18 protein-coding genes are annotated in these 22,747 nt (G+C 57.5%); 15 read left to right on the top strand and 3 right to left on the bottom strand.

Features of this window, described 5'->3' with window-relative positions:
• Positions 1-148 precede the first annotated feature (148 nt).
• The 3 genes from nusA to K227x_RS23610 form a co-directional block, all read right to left on the bottom strand.
• Positions 149-1,669 carry a transcription termination factor NusA gene (nusA, locus tag K227x_RS23620; RefSeq protein WP_145173694.1) on the bottom strand — a complete coding sequence of 507 codons (1,521 nt, stop codon included), beginning with the start codon at positions 1,667-1,669 and terminating at the stop codon, positions 149-151.
• A gap of 111 nt (positions 1,670-1,780) precedes the next feature.
• Positions 1,781-2,698: a hypothetical protein gene (locus K227x_RS23615; protein ID WP_145173690.1), complete on the bottom strand. Its 918-nt coding sequence runs from the start codon at positions 2,696-2,698 to the stop codon at positions 1,781-1,783.
• 86 nt (positions 2,699-2,784) lie between these two features.
• Positions 2,785-3,108: a hypothetical protein gene (locus K227x_RS23610; protein ID WP_145173687.1), complete on the bottom strand. Its 324-nt coding sequence runs from the start codon at positions 3,106-3,108 to the stop codon at positions 2,785-2,787.
• A 305-nt stretch (positions 3,109-3,413) separates the two neighbouring features.
• Here K227x_RS23610 and K227x_RS23605 point away from each other — a divergent pair, with 305 nt between their 5' ends.
• The 15 genes from K227x_RS23605 to K227x_RS23535 all read left to right on the top strand — a co-directional run bounded on the left by K227x_RS23605 (position 3,414) and on the right by K227x_RS23535 (position 22,730).
• Positions 3,414-3,830, top strand: coding sequence for a type II secretion system protein (locus tag K227x_RS23605; protein WP_218933485.1), 417 nt, complete (start codon positions 3,414-3,416; stop codon positions 3,828-3,830).
• Positions 3,831-3,913: 83 nt separating this feature from the next.
• Entirely contained in the window at positions 3,914-4,378 is a 465-nt protein-coding gene (locus K227x_RS23600; protein ID WP_145173682.1) for a response regulator, read from the top strand.
• A complete protein-coding gene (locus K227x_RS23595) occupies positions 4,371-5,963 on the top strand; it encodes a sensor histidine kinase (RefSeq protein WP_145173678.1) in 1,593 nt (530 codons plus the stop codon). Before K227x_RS23600 ends, K227x_RS23595 begins: the two co-directional genes overlap by 8 nt.
• 187 nt (positions 5,964-6,150) lie before the next feature.
• Entirely contained in the window at positions 6,151-6,483 is a 333-nt protein-coding gene (locus K227x_RS23590) for an STAS domain-containing protein (protein WP_145173675.1), read from the top strand.
• Positions 6,483-8,309, top strand: coding sequence for a GspE/PulE family protein (locus K227x_RS23585; RefSeq protein WP_145173671.1), 1,827 nt, complete (start codon positions 6,483-6,485; stop codon positions 8,307-8,309). The genes K227x_RS23590 and K227x_RS23585 overlap by 1 nt, the downstream gene beginning before the upstream one ends.
• Before the next feature lie 75 nt (positions 8,310-8,384).
• Positions 8,385-9,680, top strand: coding sequence for a type II secretion system F family protein (locus K227x_RS23580; protein WP_145173668.1), 1,296 nt, complete (start codon positions 8,385-8,387; stop codon positions 9,678-9,680).
• Positions 9,681-9,794: 114 nt separating this feature from the next.
• Positions 9,795-11,525, top strand: coding sequence for a hypothetical protein (locus K227x_RS23575; RefSeq protein WP_145173665.1), 1,731 nt, complete (start codon positions 9,795-9,797; stop codon positions 11,523-11,525).
• Between the two features lie 255 nt (positions 11,526-11,780).
• Entirely contained in the window at positions 11,781-12,626 is an 846-nt protein-coding gene (gene fdhD / locus K227x_RS23570) for a formate dehydrogenase accessory sulfurtransferase FdhD (RefSeq protein WP_145173662.1), read from the top strand.
• Positions 12,627-12,706: 80 nt separating this feature from the next.
• Complete coding sequence (locus K227x_RS23565) at positions 12,707-15,073, top strand: FdhF/YdeP family oxidoreductase (RefSeq protein WP_145173659.1); 2,367 nt, start codon at positions 12,707-12,709, stop codon at positions 15,071-15,073.
• A 564-nt stretch (positions 15,074-15,637) separates the two neighbouring features.
• Positions 15,638-16,492 carry a hypothetical protein gene (locus K227x_RS23560; RefSeq protein WP_145173656.1) on the top strand — a complete coding sequence of 285 codons (855 nt, stop codon included), beginning with the start codon at positions 15,638-15,640 and terminating at the stop codon, positions 16,490-16,492.
• A complete protein-coding gene (locus K227x_RS23555; protein WP_145173653.1) occupies positions 16,492-17,271 on the top strand; it encodes a hypothetical protein in 780 nt (259 codons plus the stop codon). Before K227x_RS23560 ends, K227x_RS23555 begins: the two co-directional genes overlap by 1 nt.
• Positions 17,268-17,981 (top strand): hypothetical protein, encoded by a 714-nt coding sequence (locus tag K227x_RS23550; protein ID WP_145173649.1) that lies wholly within the window; start codon positions 17,268-17,270, stop codon positions 17,979-17,981. Before K227x_RS23555 ends, K227x_RS23550 begins: the two co-directional genes overlap by 4 nt.
• Positions 17,978-18,460: a hypothetical protein gene (locus K227x_RS23545; protein WP_145173646.1), complete on the top strand. Its 483-nt coding sequence runs from the start codon at positions 17,978-17,980 to the stop codon at positions 18,458-18,460. The genes K227x_RS23550 and K227x_RS23545 overlap by 4 nt, the downstream gene beginning before the upstream one ends.
• Positions 18,461-18,675: 215 nt before the next feature.
• The gene (fliG, locus tag K227x_RS23540) at positions 18,676-19,698 is read left to right on the top strand and encodes a flagellar motor switch protein FliG (protein WP_145173643.1); all 1,023 of its coding nucleotides are present in this window, start codon (positions 18,676-18,678) and stop codon (positions 19,696-19,698) included.
• Positions 19,699-19,817: 119 nt separating this feature from the next.
• Positions 19,818-22,730: an SHD1 domain-containing protein gene (locus K227x_RS23535; protein ID WP_145173640.1), complete on the top strand. Its 2,913-nt coding sequence runs from the start codon at positions 19,818-19,820 to the stop codon at positions 22,728-22,730.
• Positions 22,731-22,747 lie beyond the last annotated feature (17 nt).

Genomic DNA, 22,747 nt, shown 5'->3' with positions numbered 1-22,747 from the left:
ACGACACTCCGGAACCGCGCCGGGTTCAACGTCTCAGTACAATAGCGAAAAAGTGCGTCCACGAAGAGGTCTAGAAACCAACTTTGTGTCGGAACGTAGCAACTTTTCCGCTCGGACGGGATCGCCAGAGGGTTGCCTGAGCAGAACGTTAGCTCTTTTCGGACGACGCGGACTCGGTTTCAGCGTCCGATGAATCGGCTGCTGATGCGTCTTGGTTGTCGGCGGTTGGAGGTTCGGTTTCCGAGGAATCTGTGCCCTCGGTGGAGGGGGTGGCTGCTTCGGCCGATTCCGCTACGGGATCTGATTCAGCCGCTTCGGCGACCGCATCGGTTGCAGATTCGGCCTCAGGGTCAGCTGCCGCTTCCGCCGCTTCGGCTTCCGGAGCCGCTTCTTCAGTCGCCGCTGCTTCCGGTGCAGGTGTTTCCGGTGCAGGTGTTTTCGGTTCCGCGATTCCGGCAGCCTCGGCTTCTTTCTGCAGTTGTTCTCGTTCGCGTCGGTTGCGTCGTTCGTCCGCAGCAGCCTGTTCGGCTTCCTGCCCCATTTGTTCGGCGACTTCGACGATATGGTCAACCTGTTCGGCAGTCAGCCCGCTCATTTCCATGAACTGGTCCGGTTCGATCACCGACAAGTCGTCATAGGATAGGTATCCTTGTTCGACCAATGCTTGTGCGATTTCTTCGGTGACACCGTCGATTTGGCTGAATCCGGCAACGGCGCGTTCGATCTGTTCTTCCAGTTCGCCGCCGGTCATGATTTCGATATCCCACCCGCAAAGCTTGCTGCCCAGGCGGACGTTCTGGCCACGGCGGCCGATGGCGAGCGAAAGTTGGTCTTCTTGGACCAGCACGATCGCGCGGCCGATCATGTCGCACAGCAACACCTGTTCGACTTCGGCGGGTTGCAGGGCGTTGGGAATCAGGATTTCCGGATCGTCGCTGTACCGCACCACGTCGATGTGTTCGCCCGCAAGTTCTTCGCGAACGGCCTTGATTCGGCTGCCGCGGTAACCAACGCAAACGGCGATGGGGTCGACTTGGGTGTCGACGCTGCTGACGGCAACCTTGCTTCGATATCCAGGTTCGCGGCTGATGGATCGGATCGCGATGATCTCTTCGCCCAGCTCGGGGATTTCCTGTTCGAACAAACGTTGGACGAGTTGGGGGCGGGTTCGGCTAAGCACCACGCGGACGCGGTTGCCGGTTGCCCGGACTTCGAACACGACGGCTCGGACGCGTTCGCCGGCATGCAGGGTTTCGCCAGGGATCTGTTCGCTGCGTGGCAGGATGGCTTCGACGTTGCCCAGATTGACCGTCGCGACGCCGCCGTCGGCGCGGCCGATAATGCCGCTGACAATTTCACCGATCTGCTCGCGATACTCGATCATCAACGAGTCGCGTTCGGCTTCTTTGACCTTTTGGATGATGACTTGTTTAGCGGTCTGGGCACCGATTCGACCGATTTGGTCATCGCCCAGCGTCTCGCCTTCCAAGGTCGCGTTGATTTTTCCGTTCTCGCGATCCAGCTGAACAATGATGTCCGCTTCTTCGCCGTACTGACGCTTCGCAGCCGTTTGCAGTGCCGATTCGATCGCCAAAAACACCAACTCTTTGTCAATGTTTTTCTCGCGATGGAGCGAGTCGACGTAGCGGAGGATGTCTTGTGGATTCATGGCCGAAGCTGCTGAAAATCGGTGTAAAAAAGTCTTCGAATAGCGACCCTACAAAAAAACGGCCCGAACCTTTTGGGCCCGGGCAATCGTTTGCTCGTCGTTCACCCAAGACTATCGATCGGTGTCCCAAGTGTCAACTAAGAACGACGGTCGGGCACGAACAAACGTTTCCGCAGACAGCACTCCGACGGTAGGAACAGACACGCGAACGCTGAGTCGAGCCAGGTTGGGGCCTGCCAATCGGCTGGCCAACGCATCGACCGGGATCGTCCGGTCGCGGCTGTTGGTGAATGAATCGAATCGGCCATAGCCAGACCATCGCGATGCGGGGGAAACAAAACTGACCGCCGCCGGTGATGCGAAAACAGCCGTCGCTGGGGTGACGAAACCTTGCAATGCCGATCGCGTCGTCAAGGCGGATCTTCGGACCCGTTGGGGGGCATGCCATCCCAAACGATTCTCTTCACTGTTCTTGGTTGGCAGGCGAGCACTGGCAACGCCGGTGGCATCAAATTGAAGTGGCACTGTCCATTTCAATGTCGTCTCGCGAGTGACCAGTTCAAACTGGGCTCGTGCTTCGGCAACCACGACTTCATCGAATCGGTTTCGCAGCACAACGCGAACTCGCCAACCGTCGGGACCCGCGTCGGCATCGAAGTTGGCCAAGTCCCCAGACAATTCTGCGTACTGCGGACGGTAAACGTCGTTGGGGATCGGCAGGGTGTGGGGCAATCTGGCTGCGGGCACAAAATAGGTTTCACCGTCCAATTGGATTGGAACGTGTGGCGCCTGCGGACCTGCGACCGTGGTGGCCAAAGTCGACGCGTCGCATTCGTTGCAACCGGCAATCGGATGGTCGGCCGACGCGCGATCGGCGAACCAGATGATGGCGACGGTAAAGATAACGATCAGAACGGGGCGATGTTCGGAACGTTTGCCAGGCTGTGATGACGATCCGCTTGCGCGGGCTGAAGACGTCGGGGCGGTGGATGGATTGCTGTCCCGATGGGGGTGTTGTTCGTTTGGCATCAGATTCCTCGGTCTCAGGCTGGCTGGCATGGCGACATTCCAGGTGCCGTTGGCGACGACACCCAGCCTGTCGAACTACGCAAAGGTCAGGCCAGTGGCGGCCGGGGAAGTTGCTGGTTCCTCGGTTTGCCATCGCGAGGATTGCTGTGCGAATCAGCCACGATGTCGCGGCGGTCCGCGGCCAGTCGGCGATGGATTGCCGCGATCCAGGGCATATCGTGAGGTTGGCGGCCGGCGAATCGAATGATCGACCGTCGATGTTTGCCGCCGACTGGCCGGTCTGGGCCACGCTTTGAATTTCGTGAACCGGCTATCGCCTTTGCAGCGGCGTGTCGCAACCACGCCACATGACCGATTCGGTAGGGCATCGCTTGATGCGTCCGAGCAACATCGATTGGTCTGACTGCCATCGAAAGTGACGCCGTCAGTTGCGAACTACGTCGACAACTCGCTGCAAACCTCAACGGAAGTTCCGGTTGTGTTGAATCTCACGACAGGGGGCCCCCAATGGTGTGGGGAAAAGTATCGGAAAAAGCCGTTTAGGCAGCCGTGCGCAAGAAGTCGCATCGTAGGGTTCCGTAGAGAAGGCTGAGCCAAGCAACTGCAAGGCTTCGTCAGGGGCATTCCTTCGTCCTCCTCATCGTTGTTCGTGATGCCGCTGGGTATCCGCCGGCGGCGGTGTGTAGCACTAACCAACAAGACTGATAGATCCGTTATGAATCGTAAATCCCGCAAAGGCTTTTCGCTTATTGAGCTGGTGATCGTAGTTCTGATTCTGGGAATCATTGCTGCCGTTGCCGCGCCTCGAATGTTTGATACCGCTTCGACCGCCGAAGAAAACACCACTCGCCAACAGCTGGCTGTGATGCGCAATGCGATCGAAATGTATCGCGCTCGAAATGCAGCGTATCCAACTGACTTGACGGTTGCCATGAGCGAAATGCTAAACGGTTCGTTCCCGGTACCCATGGTCGGCACCGCTCGAAACAAACCAGGGGTTCACTACGATGCGACAACGACGGACGTCGATGCTGCGGTGGACGTCGGTGTCGATGCCGGTTGGGCCTACAAGGCACACAACGGATCGCTGCGTCTGAACGTCGCCGACGCCACGTTGGGTTCCGACTGGTAGACCAACCAACGCTTTGACGACTGCTTGCTTCTCTATCTCTTGATGACGATTTCTGTTTCCAACGCCTTCCAACGTTAAAGATTATGAACGTCTCTGCAACGACCGTACTGATTGCTGAAGACGATCCCGTCTTTCGACGAGTTTTGACCTTTACGATCGCGCGCACCGGACTGGCTGTCGAGGCCGTCTGTGATGGCGCTGCGGCGTTTGATCGACTGAAAAAGGGAGGCATCGATTTCCTGATCACCGATCACCAGATGCCCATTTGCAGCGGACTGGAACTGTTGCAGCGAATTGTCGATGACAAATCGATCGGCAAAATCCCGACCGTCTTATGCACAGCCAAGGGTTTGGAACTGGATACCCAGGGGCTGAAAAAGAAATTCGACTTGGTCGAAGTCATGCACAAACCGTTCAGTCCACGACGTCTCAGCGATCTGATCACCTCTGCGGTGGAAGCCATTCGCCAGGACGTGAAAGAATCGTCCCACATCCCGCTGGGCATCGCATCGGTGCACGGCAACTCCGGAGTTCACACGAATGCCTGATGCGATTCAGATGATCGCGGGGCGATCGGGGGAAACGAGTATCGGTGGCGAACAAGCGGTGTCATCCAAAAAACGCCGCGCCGGATCTTATCCGTTGTCGACGACGCGAGTCGGTTTGGCATCTTTGGCTGTTTCGATTTGCGTGCTGGTCTGCACGTTTGCGGCAAGCGTCTTTCCGGTTCAGACATCGGTCCATTCGATGCTGTGGATCACCGCGCTGGCAGCGTGCTGCGTTGGCGGCTTGGTCGCCATGGGATCGATTCGGACTTTGCGGACGATCGAAACGGAACTGCGCCGCTGTCAAAACGATGTGGGGTCGACGGATGTGCGTTTGGTCCGTCCCGTGATCGGCAGCGACCCGATCGCCGACGGTTGGAACGGATTGCTTGATTCCTTGAAATCCAATGCGGCTGCGGTCGATGATCGATCGTCGCGTCCACCTGCGACGCTTGACCGCGAAGCGATAACGTTGGCCCGCGCCATGCGTGGATTGCCGACCGCGTGGGTGGTTACCGACATCAACGGTCTGATCCGATTTGTGGGGCCCGTTGCATGCGGGCTGCTGCAGCTTGACGAAAGCAAAGATCATACTGACGTCGATTTGCTGGGCTTGTTAGCCTTGCGCGGCGGGCCCTCGGGAACCGATGACCCATCCGAGCCGGAAACGTCCAGTGATCAGAGTGCCGAAGATGCGGCCGCCGACCAAGTCGATATCGAACGGTTGCTTGGTCCGATTCGAATGGTGCATTGTCGTCGTGTGCTAAAACGGGCTGCCGAACCTATCCAGTTGCGGATCACGCGATCGCGTTTGACCGGACGAAGCGGTGACGTCGATGGGCTGGCCTGGGTGCTGGCGGACGTCACCCAGCAGTCGCTGGCGACCGAAGCGCGGGACCAGTTCCTGATGACAGCGACGCACGAACTGCGAACACCCCTTAGCAATCTGCAGGCCTATGCCGAGATGCTGGTGGCCGCTGAGGAAATGGAAGTCGACCAACAAAAAGATTTTTGCAATATCATCAACAGCGAAGCCAACCGATTGGGCCGACTGGTTGATCAATTGTTGACGGTCAGCCAGATGGAAGCCGGTTCGATGGTTGCCAATCGTCATGAGTTGGAATTGTTGCCGCTGATCCATTTGGCAGCCGAACAAGTCGAAGCCCATGCGGTCAAGAAGTCCATCGCGATCTCGACCCGAATCCTTGCCAAGTCACCGATCTGCCTTGCCGATCGCGACAAACTGCAAGCGGCCTTGGTCAACCTGGTCGGCAACGCTGTGAAGTACACCCCCGAAGGTGGCGAAGTGGTGCTGCGACTGGCTGCCGATGATCGTTGGATTCGAATTGATGTCGAGGACAACGGACCTGGAATTCCCGAAGACGAACAAGAGAAAGTGTTCGAGAAGTTCTATCGATGTGTCGGTACACGCGAAGCGGTCGAGCAAGGCAACGGATTGGGATTGGCATTTGCACGTGAAATCGCGCGACTGCACGGCGGCGATCTTGAACTTCGCAGCTCCGTTGGCGAAGGCTGTGTGTTCACGCTGCGTTTGCCCGTCATGAATCGGTCCGCCATCACGATCTAGTTGGATCGTGTTCAGCGGCATCTTTGATCGCGGTTCTGCACGGAATCGTCCTGGGCCGAGGCTGCCCCACGTGCTCTCTCGAAGAACCCGGTCGGGTTCGCGAAACGCATGCTAACCTTGGATAGCGACACGTCGTCGCGAACTTCACGCAATTCAAATCAGTCACCCAGTGCAGGAGGTGGAAACGATGGCTCGAATCGAAAGACATGGCGCGGTCATCGCAATTCGCCCGACGGACCCGGTCCGCGCTGAATCGATCGCCAGTTTGAATGAAATGGTGCGTCCGTTGCTGGTCGGTGGTGTTCCCGATGTCATCATTGACCTGTCGGAAACGCCGTTGATCGATGGTGCCGGATTGGAATGGATTCTTTCGCTTGACGAAGACTGTTGCCGGCGTGGCGGTTGCGTTCGATTGTGTTCGGCGAACGAACTTAGCAACGACATTCTGCGGATCACCAGTGTGGGTTCGACGGTCCAGCGATTCTCTGATTTAACCGCTGCTCTTGGGAGCTTTGCCTGATGCTTTGCCAGCCAGCCATCGAAACCGCGGATGACTTCGCCGCCGCGATCGCGCTTCCCGCGTCCCGTTCCCACCTGCGCATTCGCAAACAGGGAGCCTTGTTAGGGGAACGGTTGATCGAAGCCGGTCTACTGCGGCCCGATCAATTGGAATCGGCCTTGGAACACCAAAAGGTCGAAACCGAACGCATGCGACTGCAGGCTGAAGCCGACGGGACCCAGCGATCCAAACGCGGTCGTTTCAAACGTCTTGGCGAAGTCATTACCGAACTAGGGTTGGTCGACGAAGGCGACTTGATTCCGCACCTTGGCGAACAGTTGGGTGTGGAAGGTGTGCGGCTGCGCGAAGGTTTGATCGACCCGTTGGCGGTCGGTCTAGTGCCTCGTGACGAAGCCGAACGTCTGCGTGCACTGCCGCTGATGCGAGTCCGCGACGAACTGACCGTCGCCATGGCGGACCCGCATGATTTGTCGGCGATCGATTCGCTAGCCCGAATCAGTGGATGTCGAATCCGGCCCGTTTTTACATTAGCCGCCAGCATCGACCGATTGTTACCTCGTTGTTACGAGGATGACTTTGCCGTTGACTCGGTGACAGCCGACCTGGATGTCGAACAACTTGACTTTGATGCGGAAACCATCGACCTGGACCTGTCGGGGTCGATTCAGTTGGCCGAGGGCAGCCCCGTCATCAACCTGGTCAACTATGCGATCGTGCAGGCGATCGGCCAGGGCGCCAGCGATATTCACATCGAACCGGGTGCCAAGTGCACGTCGGTGCGTTTTCGGATCGATGGTGCCCTGCGCGAAGTGATGAAGCCACGCAAAGATCTGCACTCTGCGATCGTCTCTCGGATCAAGGTGATGGCAAAGCTTGACATCGCCGAGCATCGCCAGCCCCAGGACGGACGTTTGCATGTCCGTATGAATCGACGCGAGGTCGATCTTCGTGTTTCGACGCTGCCAACGGTGCTGGGCGAGAAAGTCGTGATGCGGGTACTGGATCGCCAAAGTGTGACGTTCGATTTGAACCGATTGGGGATGGCCGACGAATCGTTGGCAATTGCCAACCGGATGCTTCGCCGTCCGCACGGTTTGGTCTTGGTGACCGGTCCGACGGGCAGCGGGAAAACCACCACGCTGTATTCGGCAATCGAAATGATCAAAGGGGTCCAGCGGAATATCATCACGGTGGAAAACCCTGTCGAATATCAGTTGGAATTGATCAACCAAGTACAGGTTCAGTCCGATACCGGGATGTCTTTTGCCAAGGCGCTGCGCAGTATTTTGCGACAGGACCCTGACGTGATCATGGTCGGTGAAATTCGTGACCGCGAAACGGCCGAGACCGCGATCCAGGCTGCACTGACAGGTCACTTGGTGCTGAGTACTTTGCACACCAACGATAGCGCATCGGCCATCACCCGGTTGGTCGATATGGGGATCGAGCGATTCAAAATCTCCGCTGCATTGGTCGGTGTGATCGCACAGCGATTGGTTCGCAATCTTTGCCCGTCCTGTCGCGAAACCTATTATCCGTCGGCTCGGATCTTGTCGGATCTGCAGTTCCAAGGTGACACGCGACATCCCTTTGCCCAAAGTCGCGGTTGTTCCCAGTGTTTTGAATCTGGGTACCGAGGCCGGACCGGGATCTATGAAATGTTGGAATGCAATTCTTCGCTGCGAACGATGATCAACGACGATGCGAATTTGGACGATATCCGAGCCGCCCACCGAGGCCCGACGCTGTTGAGCGAAGGGTTGCGTTTGGCGGTCGATTCAGTGACTTCGTTGGATGAAGTCACTCGTGTCGCTCTGGTGGATTGATGTCTCGCCTTCGCTTGACCAACACGACCTTACAACACCGCTAATCATTCCCAACGCATTGCTGCTAGGCTTTCGATGTCTTCCGCCTTCGCCCCGTTTCAATTCACTCCACCGCCATCGGGAAACCAGCGGCAGGGGACGAGTGGACAGCCGGCGGTTAACCAAAACGCCGGTCGGCAGAAACCGACAAGCCCCAGCCCCGTCGGCCAGTCCGGCGGTGCCAAGGGTACGTCCGGCGGACGATCGAACCAGCCATCATCCGCCACGTCGATCGAAACCATCGATCGCGATTCGGATGCCCATACGCCTGTCTTGGCGAAACGCCGTGGTGCGAAGGTGCCCGCCGGTCGTGTGCTGCTGGTCGTCAATCAGTTGGCCGTGATGAGCCAGAACGGGATCGAAATCGCAGACGCGATCGATGCCGTCGCAAAGAACTGTACCGACGTCAAGCTTGCCAAGGCTTTGCAGGATATTCACGAGAGCGTCAATTCGGGGCACGCATTTTCGGAAGCGATGGCCATTCATGGTCATTGTTTTCCAACGACGCTGCCGCCGATGTTGGCCGCAGCGGAACGTTCCGGCGAAGTTCCCCGAACCCTGGGCAGAGTATGCGCCCGGATGCGTGGTGAATTGCAGATGCGGGGGACGATTGTCGGATCGCTTGTCTATCCCGCTATCTTGGTGTTCGCGTCGGTCGTGGTTTTGGCGGCGTTGATCCTGGGGGTCTTACCGCAGTTCAGCAAAGTTTTCGAATCGATGGGGAAACCGGTCCCGATCTACACCGAAGTGTTGTTGTCGTTCGGCGTCTTTTGTCGTCAATGGTGGTTGCTGATCATCCCATCGGTCATCGGCACGCTGGTGACGATGTGGATGTTGCGGACGCATCCCATCGTGGTGCGACCGCTAGGACGGTTTCTGATGTACGGTCCCCTGATTCGTGATGCCTATCGCCCGCTGCAGGCCGGACGCACTTTGCGGACGATTGCCGGGATGGTGCACGGTGGTGTGCCGATGTTGCAGTCGGTCCAGTTGTCTCAGCAGACCACGATGGACCCCTATTGGCAGGCTCTGTTGCGGCAGGTCGAACGCAACCTGATCGACGGTTTGCCGGCCAGTACCGCGCTATCGGAATGTGACTTCGTGCCGCCGGAAGCCGGCCAAATGATGGCGACGGCCGAGCGGACGGGGCGAGTCGCCGAAGTCCTGGAAGACATCGGAATGTTCTACGAAGAAGAAGCCGAACGGAAAATCAAGCGTTTGGTCGTTGCTTTGGAACCGGTCGTGATCTTGGTCATGGGGGTCGTCGTCGCTGGGATCGTGATGTCGATCATGCTTCCCATGCTGGACATTTCGACGATCAGCAAGCAATAAGGTACGAAGCCGTCGGTCGACGTCTTGGAACATCGCTGACTAGAATCTGAGATCGGACCGCGATGGACCCCATCGCGCCGATTGTATTTCTAGATCCGCAGATGGGTGTGTGCCGTGAAGTATGTGATTTCCAATCTCTATTTGGTCGCGTTTTGGTTGCTTTCGCCATTGGCGATCGCACAGACCACCACCTGGGACGGCCAGCACAAAACGGCCAATGTGGACGTCACGGTGGTGTACTTTGTTCCTCAGGATCGCACGCCGCTTCCCGATTGGCGCCAGCGAGTGGACTATTTCTGTCGCCGGATCGAATGGTTTCATCAGCGAGAATTCGGTGTCCAGTCGACGCTGAAAACGGAGGTCCTTTCCCAGCCGTTTGTTTCCGAAGATGCGACCGCAAAGCTGCGTCAAGGTGATGCCAATGCGATCTTCTTTCGCACCTTGGGCCAAGTCGACCGCCGCTTGCAGTTCGCTCAGAAAGAAAGCGACCGCTTTCGGATTCTGTTGGTGCTTAGCGATATCAATTGGCAACCACTGGACGATTTCTTTCGGCTCAAACCGGATGCCAGCGGACAATTCGTATTTGATGGGAACCTCAATGGTGGCCAGCATTTCCCAGGGGCAGCCGCCGGTGGATCCCGCGCGGTTTACCTTGCCGATCGTGGAATCGGTTGGGGATTGGTAAGCGGCGATGGGTGGCGGGTTCCCTGTCGTGGCAGCGACTGTGTCGTGTACCACGAAGGATGCGGGCATACTGTGGGGTTGCCACATCCCGAGCCCGGCAATGGGTCGGTGATGAGCATGGGACAGTACCGCGGATGGATCAACGAGTCGTGGTTGGACAAGGAACAGAAGTCTCGGTTGCAGTGGCAGCCGCAGGAACCACCTTCCAATCCACAGCTAGAACTGTTTACGAAATTCACCGCCATCCCCGAACCGATGGTGCCCGTTCCGGGACAGTCGGTCCAGTTGAAATTGACTTGGCCACAGCACGCCAAGGTGAAATCGCTGCGCGTCCGAGTTCAAACCGCGATCGATGCCGCCTGGATCGAAATCCCACAGAGTGAATCGGTATCGGCACCCGCAACAGCCGACCTGGGGAGCTTCGACCGTGCCACCCCGGTCAGCTATCGCATCGATGCCGAACTGGATTCCGGTGAACAGGCAGAGCTGTGGGGGTATTTCCAAGTGCGATCGGATCCCGATGTTCCGCCGCAACCCACCCAGTTGTCGATGGATCTGAACCCGTCCAGAGATCGCACCGATGCGACCGGGGATGGTGTTGTGCCATCGGTGTCGAAGCTGAGTGACGAAACCGATTTGCTGTCGACCATGGATCTCGATTCCGCCTGGCAGAATGGGAAATGGACGATGGCCGAGGGCCGCTTGATCAGTCCGAAAGCCTACGGTGCTAGGATCCAGCTTCCCGCTAGCCCGCCTCGCCACTATCGATTGTGCGTGATCGTCGAGCCGCTGGATCCACCCACCGGACTGTTGCTGGGTCAGAAAATGGGTGACCACCGGTTTGCCGCACTTTTGGGCTACGGTGCGGGTGAGGCAGCGCAAAGTGCACTGGAGAATGTTGACGGCCAAAATGTTGGCAATGAAACGACTTTGGGTGGTCAACTTTTCCGGCAGGGGCGGTTGTCACAGATTGTGGTCACGGTGCGTGATCGGCATGTGCAGATCGATGTGGACGGCCAACGGGTCATCGATTGGACAGGCGAATCGAGTCGATTGTCGCTGGGCGACTATTGGGCGACGCCCGACAAAACCAAGCTGTTCCTCGGCGCCTACGACTGTCGGTACCGATTTCACCGCGTCAGCGTCACGCCGATTCGGTAATTTGCTGAAACACCCACGCTTGCAGAGCGGTCTGGGCGGTTCGGTGCATGATCCTGCTAATCTGCGTGATTGCGGGTTTCCGTTGCATGCGGGGATAAAACACCGTCTTTACGCACCCCAGAACCAGCGGGCGAGCGGTGGGATTCAAAGCGGTGCACCATGGCGAAGAGGACACGTGATATTGAAACTGGCAGTCAGTTTCGTCAGAGTGGAACGGCTATCTCTGCGAAAATGGCTAACCAGAACCAGGATCTGATGACTACCAATACGAAACCGGAAGCATCGCCCGGCATCCGCGAATTCACGGTTCGGCGATTTCGCGGTACGACGATCACGGCCAAGCCGGACGACGTCGCCATCGAACAACCGTTGGAAATTCGCATCATCATCAGCGTCGATGGCAAGCTGGTCGATCATTCGATTTCGATCACCATGCGAACTCCCGGCGATGATTCCAAGTTGGCGGTGGGTTTCCTGGTCACCGAGGGGATCATTCGCGACCGCGATGACGTGGTTGCCACCCGGGTTTGCCGCAGCGGCTCGGTTGTCCGAGTGAAGTTAAGGCCTGGGTTGCAGATTGACCTGGATCGGCTGCAGCGACATTTCTATACGACCAGCAGTTGTGGCGTTTGTGGCAAAGCGTCGATCGAAGCTGTCAGCGTGCAAATCCAAACACCGCTGCACGACGGCGTCCCGACCATTCCGGCCGACCTGATTGGTCAACTTCCGCAGCGTCTGCGAGATTCGCAATCGTTGTTCGACCGGACCGGCGGTCTGCACGCCAGCGGATTGTTCGACCGCACCGGTCGTCTGCTGGCTGTGGAGGAAGACGTTGGTCGACACAACGCGCTCGACAAATTGATTGGCGGGCAATGGTTGGACGATATCTCGGTGGTCGCCGATTCTGTGCTGGTGCTAAGCGGGCGGATCAGTTTTGAACTGGTTCAAAAAGCACTTGTCGTTGGCATCCCAGTGGTGATCGCCGTCGGTGCCCCATCCAGTTTGGCAATCGAATTGGCACAGCGGCATGACATGACGTTGGTCGGGTTCGCAAAGCCGGATGGATTCAACGTCTATCATGACTGTGGGCGAATCGTTTAGGACGCCAACCGATTCGTTTGGTCCCATCGCTGGCTTTCCAAAATCTTGTTTCCAATTTTCGCGTCTACGAGCGAACTCGAATGGCTAACGCATCCGTCACCAAGAATGTTGTCGCAACACCCATCGTCACGGATCACGGTGACATCTGGCTGCTGCCCGAGAATTCGGGGGACGATCTGACACTGAAGTCGCCGAAGCAGAAATCCGCGGGTTTGCCGGCCGTCCTCAACAGTGTTCGGTACGCCTGGGGCGAAGCGGGGGTGGTTCGTGGGACGTTGCCGCTGTTGCAATTGAATCAGAAATCCGGCACCGATTGCCCCGGTTGTGCCTGGCCTGATCACGATGGCAAACGGTCCTCTTTTGACTTCTGTGAAAACGGCGCGAAGGCCGTAGCGCATGAAGCTGACACTCGCACCGTGACTGCCGACTTCTTTCGTCAGCATTCGGTCGCCCAACTGTCCACGCACACCGACTATTGGCTTGAACAACAGGGGCGATTGATCGAGCCGGTGGTGCTGCGTGATGGCGCGACGCACTACGAACCAATTTCGTGGGCAGACGCGTATGCCTTGATTGCATCCGAACTGCATTCCATCTCCACGCCTGATCGGGCAGCTTTCTATACTTCGGGGAAAGCAACCAACGAAGCCGCGTTTGCGTATCAGTTGTTTGCACGCCAATTGGGGACCAATAACCTGCCCGATTGCTCGAACATGTGCCACGAATCAAGTGGTCGTGCGATGACAAAGATGATCGGAATCGGCAAGGGGACCGTCAAGTTGGATGACTTTGCCGAAGCGGAATTGGTGTTCGTGATTGGCCAAAACCCCGGTACCAATCACCCGCGTCAATTGACGGCGCTGCAAGCATCCAAACGCAATGGAGCCAAGATCATTGCGGTCAATCCGCTGCCCGAAGCCGGGTTGATGGGGTTCATGAACCCGCAAGAAGTCAGCGGCATGTTGGGTTTTTCGACTCAGCTAAGTGATCTGTTCCTGCAGGTGAAAATCAACGGCGACATCCCGCTGTTGAAAGGCATCATGAAACAGTTGCTGGAATGGGATGACGCAGACCCAGGTTCCGCGGTTGATCACGAGTTCATTCACCAGCATACGGCCGGTGCCGAAGCACTGCTTGCCGATCTGCGCAGTGCTGACTGGGACACCTTGGTTGACCGCAGCGGCATTGATCGTGAATCGATTCGTACCGCCGCGGATTGGACCCGGTCCAGCACCAAGATCATCATTTGCTGGTGTCTTGGCGTGACTCAGCATACCAACGGGACACAGAACGTTTGCGAGCTGCTGAATCTGTTGTTGCTGCGTGGGGCGATTGGTAAACCTGGTGCTGGGCCCTGTTGCGTTCGCGGTCACAGCAATGTGCAAGGCGATCGCACGATGGGCGTTTGGGAACAGCCGACCGAAGCGTTGCTCAATCAGATTCAAGCGGTCTACGATTTTGACCCGCCACGGCAGCCGGGATTCGATTCCCAGCGGACTGCTTTGGCGCTGCATCGGGGCGACATCGATGTGTTCGTTTCGTTAGGAGGCAACTTCTTGATGGCCCTTCCCGATACCCGGTTCGCTGCCGAGGCGCTGGCGAAGACGCGTTTGAACGTCCGCATCGGAACCAAACTGAATCGCGCGGACCTGGTTGCCGGCAAACAGTCTTTGATTTTGCCTTGTCTAGGCCGGACCGAAATGGACATGCGGAACAGCGCTGGCTCGGATGGCCCGCGGGCTCAGTTCACCAGCACCGAAAATTCGATGGGGGTCATTCAATCGTCGCAGGGCAAACTGAAGCCTGCGGCCGATGGGCTGCGCAACGAGGTCGCCATCGTCTGCGAAATGGCGGCCGCCACCGTCGGCGAGCGCGCCAAGAATGATTGGCAGGCGTGGGCTGACGATTACGATCTGATCCGGGACGGCATCGCCAGCACTATCTACGGTTGCGACGGGTACAACGAAAAAGTACGTCGCCCCGGCGGATTCTATTTGCCCAACCCGGCTCGCAACCGAGACTTTCGAACCAATACGGGCAAGGCGAACTTTACCGTCAACCCGGTTGCCGAGCAGTCGATTTTGCCGGGGCAATTTGCCATGACAACCGTACGCAGTCACGATCAATTCAACACCACCATCTACGGCAATCATGACCGCTATCGTGGCATCCTGAACGCCCGGCGAGTCGTGATGATGAATGCCCAGGACATGCGAGAACTAAGTTTGGTGTCACGCGACCGAATCACGGTCACCAGCCACCACCAGGGCGAAGTTCGTACGCTTCATGACTTCCAAGCGGTCGAGTATCCGATCCCCCGACAGTGCGTCGCGATGTACTATCCCGAGGCGAACCCCTTGATTCCGATGGCCGCCACCGACGCATCTAGCAACTGCCCCTCGTTCAAGCACACCGCGGTTTCGATTGTGAAGTCGCCAACGTCTTAGGGGGATCCAGCGTTTTTTGGGGGAGAGAGGCCCTGCCTTCGATTCGCCGGTTTCTTGGTGACATCGTCGTTGCCACAAGTGGTCGCGATCATGGCGGGCGACATTCGTCATCATGCAAACGCTCGGGAACCATTCGGCATCCCGCGCCGATCGGTCATGACGGTTCGCTCGGTTGTGCCGTCTCGGCAATCCTGGTGCCGCTGCAATTGCTGCTTCGCGCAGCCAAATCGTTGGCCGCTGCGCTCGGTGTAACGTAAATCCTGTCGGAGTTCGGGATGAATTCATCCTGTTTCGTATTCAACTTCGATCGGCATTTTGATGCACCGCACTGATTCATACACGTCGACGACAACTTCGTGGGCTGGCTCGTTGACGACTCGTCAGCAGCGCACGCGATATGTCGGCATTGATGTTGGTTTGGATCGCGTTTCGGTGGCATCGATGGGATGGGCGCCACGGCGACGATCCGACACCTCCGTCGGACCCACATTGCGCTGGTTCACTCAAAGTAGTTTTCCCATTCCCATCGACCCCAGTAGTGGGCCCTGCCCCGATTGGGTGGACGTGGTCGCCAATACACTTCGCGATCAGCTTCCCCGCTGTGTCGAGGATAGTCCTGTGGTGGCGACGCTATCGTTGCCGTCGACCTGGGTCCATTACCAGACAACGGGTGTCGGCGAGATCGCGGCAACGCAGTCGCAGTGCGACGCCATGTTCGACGCGTCCATTTTTCGTAGCCCCGCGCACCTGGTTCATTGGCCTGTGGTGCAGGGTGGCGACACGCACCAAGTGGCTGCGACACCGATCTCCGCTGCGATGGCGATCGCCAAGGCAGTGGCCGATGTTGGCTACGAAGTCGAATCCATTTTGCCGCCCGGCGCTGCTCTGCTGCATGCGTCCACGATGACCGCCATCAAAATATCATCCATCCTGACTTTGGACCCCGTCGGCGGTTTGATTTCGGCGGTGAACGAAGATGCCCGGCAAACAATGGGGTCCGTGTTGTGCGGACTCTGTCGGCCACTGCCAGCTTGTGAATTGGAATCCGGTTCATCGCTGCACGTCGGGCAATTGGAATCGTGGCTGGTCAGTGTGGCCGCTGAATACGCCGCCACCTGTCGATACGCGGGCCGCATGGGCGACCCTTGTGATGCATCGCTGCCTGTATTGATCTGCGGCCAACTTGCCGCGGTGGAAGGTGTGGACCGATTGTTGGCTAGCTTGATTGAACGTCCGGTTGCTGTTTGGCGTTATGCCGGACGCATTCGACCCGGAATGGGTAGCGAAGAAATCGATCGGCGAAACGCCAACGGAAACTTTACGCGTCAGCAATGGGACGCCGATACGACCGAGGCTCTTTCCGTGTCGTTAGCATTCTGCAGTGTCGGATTGGCATCCGATAAGAATGGAGGCAAGTGATGTCGATCCAAATTGGCCACGCCGGTCTTCGAGCTTCGCATTCTGCGTCGCCGCTGCGCGGGTTCGAATTGTTGCCGCCCGCCTATCGGCAACAACGCAGATTGCAAAGCGTCCAGTACGGTTGGATGACGGTCATCTTGGCGATGGCAGTGATCTTTGTGGCTGTCACAATCACAACCTTCGTACGTCGTCAGCAACAGTTTGGACGCCACCAGCAATTGGCTGCTGAATCGATGCCACTGTTCCGACTGCGCGATGATGTCAGGGTATTGAGCGCCGAACATGACCAGCTTCAGCAATGGTGCGATCACGTTCAGTCTGCGTTGCCCAATGACGATCTGTTGCAGGCAATGGCCGCCGTGGCCGAGGCAACCTATCCGTTGCAATCGACGATCCGGATGGAATCGCTTCACGTTCGGGTGCCGGTGGAGTACTCGGTCGATCCGGCTGCCGATGGTACGGTTCCCAGCGGTCCCTTGTCGCCGCCTGATTGGGCCAAGCCAACGATCAAGATCACGGCTCGTGCAAATCCCAGTTCCGTTTCGAACTGGGTTCAAAACATTAACCTGAATCCACGAATCGACGGTGCATCGACCGATAGCGATTTGCGTGCCTCGTCCCTGCCTGTGCAACTGGGTGTGGAGTCCCGGCAATTCCGAAACACCGATCCCAACCAACGCCCGGCGGGGCAATCAAGTCGAACTGCGGATGTGGTCGCCGATACGCCTGTGATGGTGGTGGTGCATGCGACACCGATCGCCGAAAGGATGTTGCCATGAACGATCAACACGAAAATCGTTCGGCGATCCCCCATTGGATTACCGTTCCGATTCAAACCAATATGCGATGCCATCTGTTGGGCTCCGTCATCGTCATGGTGCTTGTGGTCATGACTTGGTGGATGGCCAAAATGGATCTTCGATCGACGACTACGACACAGATAGGGCAATCCGAGATTGATCTTATCGAAGCTGCCGAAGTGGTCCGATCCGCCGACCAGTTGCGTCAGCGTCACGCAGCGATCGCCGGCCAGCACCGTCAGGTCAGGTCCGCGGCCAGCAGCTTGATTCTGCAAGTCCCCGAATCGGTGGGTTGGCAAGACGTTCAAACACGGCTGGTTCGCCTGTCCCAGGAAAATTCGTTGTTCCTCGTCCATGCGATCAAGGGTGAAACGCATGTCGGTGGACGAGTGGGAGTGATCACTGGCCGGTGTGAAGTCCGCGGCGTCTATGCCGATTTGTGTCGCTTTCTGTCCCAGCTTTCTGAAGCGTCGCCGACAGGTCCCCCGCTGATGATCGGTGCCAGCGAGATCGACATCACTCGCGATATTCATTCGGTTGACGATCAAGGACGACACGAGTGCACGGCGCTCCTGAAAATCCGCGTCCCTTATGCCGCGGCAGGAACGTCAGCAGAAAAGCTAGGCCGATCAACGAAGACAAAATCCGCGTCGACCAATCAGCCGGCTATCGGTGGGAGTCAGATATGAGCACCGGATCCAATGATTTGACGAAAGCCGAGCTGACGAAAAAACGTCAACAAAAACAGATCGCACTGGTCGCCGTGCTGTCGATCGGTTTGGTGATCGCGTTGGTGACTCAACCCGGCACGCCGCCTCCGGTTGCACCACCCGTCGCGGTGGTGGCCCCATCGCCCAAGCCGATGGCTGTGGTCGCCCAGACCAAGGTGGAACCGGCGACTTCGCTGGTCAATCAATTTAGCGAGACGCGGGTGCTGCCAAGAATCGACATCGAAACGATCCAGCAGCAGCCATTGTTTTCGCCAGCCACGGTCCAGCAATCCTCGGTCGCCGTCACCCAAGCGGTTCAAGCGGTCTACGGAAGCTCCGCTGGTCATTCCGCGCTGGTCGATCAAGGCATCATTCGAAGTGGAGCGACGATCCGCGATGGTCGTACCGTCATGGGCGTCAGCCCAAGCGGTGTGCACGTCTCTGGGTTACAGCCGTAAAACCACACTGCCGTTTTTCCTCCGGTGGGTCTGCCAGTTTCACAATCGCAGGCTGTGAAACATTTGATCCGCAGGCATGATCGTTACCACCGGAACTTTCCGAGCGACACGAGGATTCGTGCCCCGGTCATGCCGATAACGCCTGATACGACGAATGCAATATTGGTAATGGGGTAAAGCTAGTGGTGCAGAAAAAAGCAACAGGTGCGATGGAGATGGCAGGAAACAACATCGGGGTGTTCGACGAAACAGGGCTGCGGAAAGCAGCGATCCTGTTGATGAGCATGCCGGTCAAAGCGGCCGCCAAGATCCTGGGTCAATTGCCGCCACGATACATCGAAGCGATCAGCATCATGATCGCGCAGACCGAATCGGTCGGCGGTGACGATCAGGAAATCGTGATTGCCGAGTTTTTGACCTGCAAAGCGAGTTCGCTGTATGCCAGTCCAGGCGGCCTGGAACGTGCCAAGGAACTGATCCGCGAAGCGCTCGGTCGCGATTCGATCGAGATGATCGGCAACTTGCAGCAGACAATCGAGGCGATGCCGTTCGGCTTTATCAAAAAGGTCGATTCGCAAACGCTGCTGCAATTTATCGGGGATGAACATCCGCAAACCATTGCGCTGCTGCTGAGTCATTGTCCGGGCAACTACGCCGCCGAAGTTCTGGCTGGTCTGGAACCGGACAAGCAATTGGAAGTCATCCGCCGCATCGCATCGATTGGTCGAACCAGTCCGGAAGCCGTTGCCGAGTTGGAACTTGGTTTGGAAATGCGATTGTCCAGCATGGTCAATCAAAGCCAAAGCAATACCGGTGGCGTGGAAAGCGTCGCCGAGATCTTGAACGTGTGTGAGCGGTCGATCGAACGCACGATCATGGAATCGCTAGGGCGCGAAGATCCCGAACTGTCGGACGAAATTCGCCGCTTGATGTTCGTCTTCGAAGACATTAGCAAGTTGGCCGATCGCGACATCCAGGCGCTGCTGAAGAACGTCGAAACGGCGCAGTGGGCCATGTCGCTGAAGGGAGCCAGCCAGCAGTTGCAAGAGAAGGTGATGCGCAACATGAGCACGCGGGCGGCGGAGAATCTGAAGGAGGAAATGGAATACCTGGGCAGTGTCCGTGTCAGCGAAGTCGAAGGGGTCCAACAAAAGATCGTCGACATCGTCCGGCATCTGGAAGACACCGGGGAAATTTCACGTCCAACCGGCGAAGAAGAAGAGGAATACGTTTCCTAGTGTTCCACTGCGGCGGATTCCGCGAGTCGCGGCTCTCAGGATTCGCTCGATGGGGGGCTCGGCATGCGATACACTAAGGTGCTACTTCTCGTCGCCCTTTGACCCGGTCATCGTCTGTCATGCGAACTGTACTGCTACTTTTGTTCGCAGCGATGTGGCCCTGTTCGGCGGCCAATGCACGGGAATGGGTTGATGCGACGGGACAGTTTCGGATCGAAGCCAAGTTGGTGGTCCTGCACGGGGCCAAGGTCGTTCTGGAGAAAATCGACGGTTCGATTATCAGCATCCCCGTCGCAAAGCTTAGCCAGTCGGATCAAGCGTTCCTGAAAACCAGGCCGAAGGCGGTCGGCACTGCAGCGCCGACCGCCGGCGGTGGCAACACGGCCCTTGGACCTTCCCCGGCGCTATCGGTGGGACACGACGAAATCGCGTTGGCCAGCGATACCGAACGCATCCTTCGCAAAGCCTGCTACCGTTGCCACGGTGAAGACGGAACCAGCGAAGGCGGTTTCAACTTCGTCGTCAATCTTGGGAAACTTGCCAAGACGATCGCCAAGCCGGGCGAAGACTCGCTGTTGATCGAACGCATCACCGCCGATGACGATAGCGTGATGCCACCGGTGGGCGAGGATCCGCGTTTGACCGCTGCGGAGATGACGACGATTCAGAAATGGTTCGCCGCCGGGTCGCCTGCCGTCGTGACCGAGTCCGAACGGGCTTTCCTGACCAACGAACAGGTGGTGGCGTTCATCGATGCTGACATTCAAAAGCAGCATGAACGTTCACAGCGATTCATCCGGTACTTTACTCTGACGCATCTGTACAACGCGGGCGTCAGCGAAGACGAACTGCAAACCTATCGAAACGCGTTTGCAAAGCTTCTGAATAGTTTGTCATGGAATGCCGATCTGATCATGCCGAAGGCGATCGATCCCGCCCGAACGATCTTTCGGCTAGACATGCGAGAGGTGCATTGGGATCAATCGATTTGGGAGACGATTGAACAAGCCAATCCCTACTTTTTACGACTCTCGTCAGCCAACGCGAAGTCCTGCTTTGAACGCGCCGAAACCGAGATGCCGTACGTGCGCATCGACTGGTTCGTCCATGCCGCATCCAAGCCGCCGCTGTATCACAGCGTGTTGGCCATGCCGACGACGGATGCCGATTTGGAAGACATGCTGCGCGTCAACGTGCAATCGAATATCGAGCAAGAGACTGCGATACGTGCCGCCTTCAATCGGTCCGGCGTGTCGCAGAACAATCGGCTGATCGAATGGCATAAGTCGCCCTACGGGTCGTACTGGAAAAGCTATGATTTCGGCGGCAACACAGGACATCAGAATCTGTTTCAGTATCCGCTTGGACCAGACAACGGTGCGGATTCTTTTCGCCACGATGGGGGCGAAATTATCTTTACGCTGCCCAATGGTCTGCAGGGGTATCTGTTGACCGATGCGAATGGGAACCGGATCGATCAGGGGCCCACCCAGATCGTCAGCGATCCGAAACGTGCCGATCGAACGGTCACCAATGGTGTGTCCTGTATGTCCTGTCACTACGCCGGCGTGATCCCGAAAAAGGATGAAATTGGAACGGCCGTGCGGGGCAATCGATCGGCCTTTCAGGACGCGGACGACATCTTGGCGTTGTATCGTGAATCGGATGAATTGGACCGAATCATCCAGCGGGACGGACGCCGGTTTTCAGCCGTTTTGGACCGGTTGGGAATCACCAGTCTAAGCCGTAGCGGCGAATCGATCTCGGCGATGTCCGTCCGCTTCGTCCAGGACATTGATCTACAGCAAGTGGCCTGTGAGTTTGGGCTGCAACCGGATGATTTTTTGAAGCGGTTGGAAAATGCGACGCGCGTGGCTCGCATCTTCAGTCCGCTGCAGGTCGCCGGTGGCACGATCAAACGGGATGTTTTCAAGGACATGTTTGCCGAGGCCTGTATCGATCTGCGATTAAGCGATGATGACAACCTGACTGCGTCGCGGCAGTACCTGAACCGACCGGAGACGGCAAGACGCAGTCTCCGCCCGGACAGCATGCCTGCGGCCGACCGCGGGCGTGCGACGTTGAATCGGACACGCAGTCGCACCAGTTCACCAGGACGGCAATCGGTTCCCAAACTGAGGCAAACGGCTCGGTTTTCGGATCTCAGCTGGGGCGTCAAATCTTTGGCATTCGATCCGCGGCACTCGTTTGTGGTCGCCGGTCGGCCCGATCGAAAGATCACGCTGTTTGATTTCGCCAATGGCAGCGTGGTCCAGGAGTTTGAAAAGTTGGAACTGCTGCAGTCGGTTACCTGTTGCGCCTATTCGCCGGACGGATCCCAGATGCTGGCTGGCGGGAACACCGGACACATTGCAATCTTTTCGGTTGCTCGCGATGGGCGGTTGGAACCGAGCGGGCAGTTCGCCGGGCATTCCAAAGAAATCAAATGCATGGCCATTTCGTCCGACGGACGGCATGCGATGACCGGCGGTAGCGAGAAAAAGAGTCGCTACTGGGAAATCAGAACCGGCCAGGAAATTGGATTGGTGACCGGTTTTGAAGGCGCCGTCAAAGCGGTCCACATTTCCCGCGACGGCAGGACGCTGTTGGCGACGGACGGCGGTGTGTTGATTGAATACGACATCCGCAGCGGCAAGGTGAACAGCCAGCGGCCGCTGACTCGTTCCTGGGCGTCTGGTCAGGCGGCCGCGTTTTCGAAGGATGGATCATGGTTGGCGGTTGGCGACACGTACAACATCCGAATTTGGGACCTGGAAACGTTCCGTGAACTGCCTCCACTGATCGGCAAAGAGATCAGCTGGACGATGCAATTTTCGCCCGATGGAAAGTACCTGCTCAGCGGCGGCCGTGCCAAAGTGGAACTGTGGGATTTCCAGCGACAGTCTCGATTGTTCCAGTACGCGATCGGCAGCGGGTATGTGCAAGTGCTGGATGTATCACCCGACGGTCAGGACATCGCAGCGGTCGGCACCATCGGTAGCGATTTGGAAGTCATCCGCTTGGACGACTAAGCGACGGCGGTTCCATC

The organism is Rubripirellula lacrimiformis (assembly GCF_007741535.1).
Taxonomy (GTDB): Bacteria; Planctomycetota; Planctomycetia; order Pirellulales; family Pirellulaceae; genus Rubripirellula; species Rubripirellula lacrimiformis.
The sequence above is the reverse complement of the archived record's forward strand: the minus strand, read 5'-3'. Positions and strand labels throughout refer to the sequence as shown.

Coding starts and splice junctions, on each gene's coding strand:
- K227x_RS23555 (WP_145173653.1), top strand. CDS start 16,492: ATGTCGATCCAAATTGGCCACGCCGGTCTTCGAGCTTCGCATTCTGCG.
- K227x_RS23600 (WP_145173682.1), top strand. CDS start 3,914: ATGAACGTCTCTGCAACGACCGTACTGATTGCTGAAGACGATCCCGTC.
- K227x_RS23585 (WP_145173671.1), top strand. CDS start 6,483: ATGCTTTGCCAGCCAGCCATCGAAACCGCGGATGACTTCGCCGCCGCG.
- K227x_RS23545 (WP_145173646.1), top strand. CDS start 17,978: ATGAGCACCGGATCCAATGATTTGACGAAAGCCGAGCTGACGAAAAAA.
- K227x_RS23610 (WP_145173687.1), bottom strand. CDS start 3,108: ATGGCAGTCAGACCAATCGATGTTGCTCGGACGCATCAAGCGATGCCC.
- K227x_RS23535 (WP_145173640.1), top strand. CDS start 19,818: ATGCGAACTGTACTGCTACTTTTGTTCGCAGCGATGTGGCCCTGTTCG.
- K227x_RS23550 (WP_145173649.1), top strand. CDS start 17,268: ATGAACGATCAACACGAAAATCGTTCGGCGATCCCCCATTGGATTACC.
- fdhD (WP_145173662.1), top strand. CDS start 11,781: ATGACTACCAATACGAAACCGGAAGCATCGCCCGGCATCCGCGAATTC.
- K227x_RS23565 (WP_145173659.1), top strand. CDS start 12,707: ATGGCTAACGCATCCGTCACCAAGAATGTTGTCGCAACACCCATCGTC.
- K227x_RS23615 (WP_145173690.1), bottom strand. CDS start 2,698: ATGCCAAACGAACAACACCCCCATCGGGACAGCAATCCATCCACCGCC.
- K227x_RS23580 (WP_145173668.1), top strand. CDS start 8,385: ATGTCTTCCGCCTTCGCCCCGTTTCAATTCACTCCACCGCCATCGGGA.
- K227x_RS23605 (WP_218933485.1), top strand. CDS start 3,414: ATGAATCGTAAATCCCGCAAAGGCTTTTCGCTTATTGAGCTGGTGATC.
- fliG (WP_145173643.1), top strand. CDS start 18,676: ATGGCAGGAAACAACATCGGGGTGTTCGACGAAACAGGGCTGCGGAAA.
- nusA (WP_145173694.1), bottom strand. CDS start 1,669: ATGAATCCACAAGACATCCTCCGCTACGTCGACTCGCTCCATCGCGAG.
- K227x_RS23595 (WP_145173678.1), top strand. CDS start 4,371: ATGCCTGATGCGATTCAGATGATCGCGGGGCGATCGGGGGAAACGAGT.
- K227x_RS23590 (WP_145173675.1), top strand. CDS start 6,151: ATGGCTCGAATCGAAAGACATGGCGCGGTCATCGCAATTCGCCCGACG.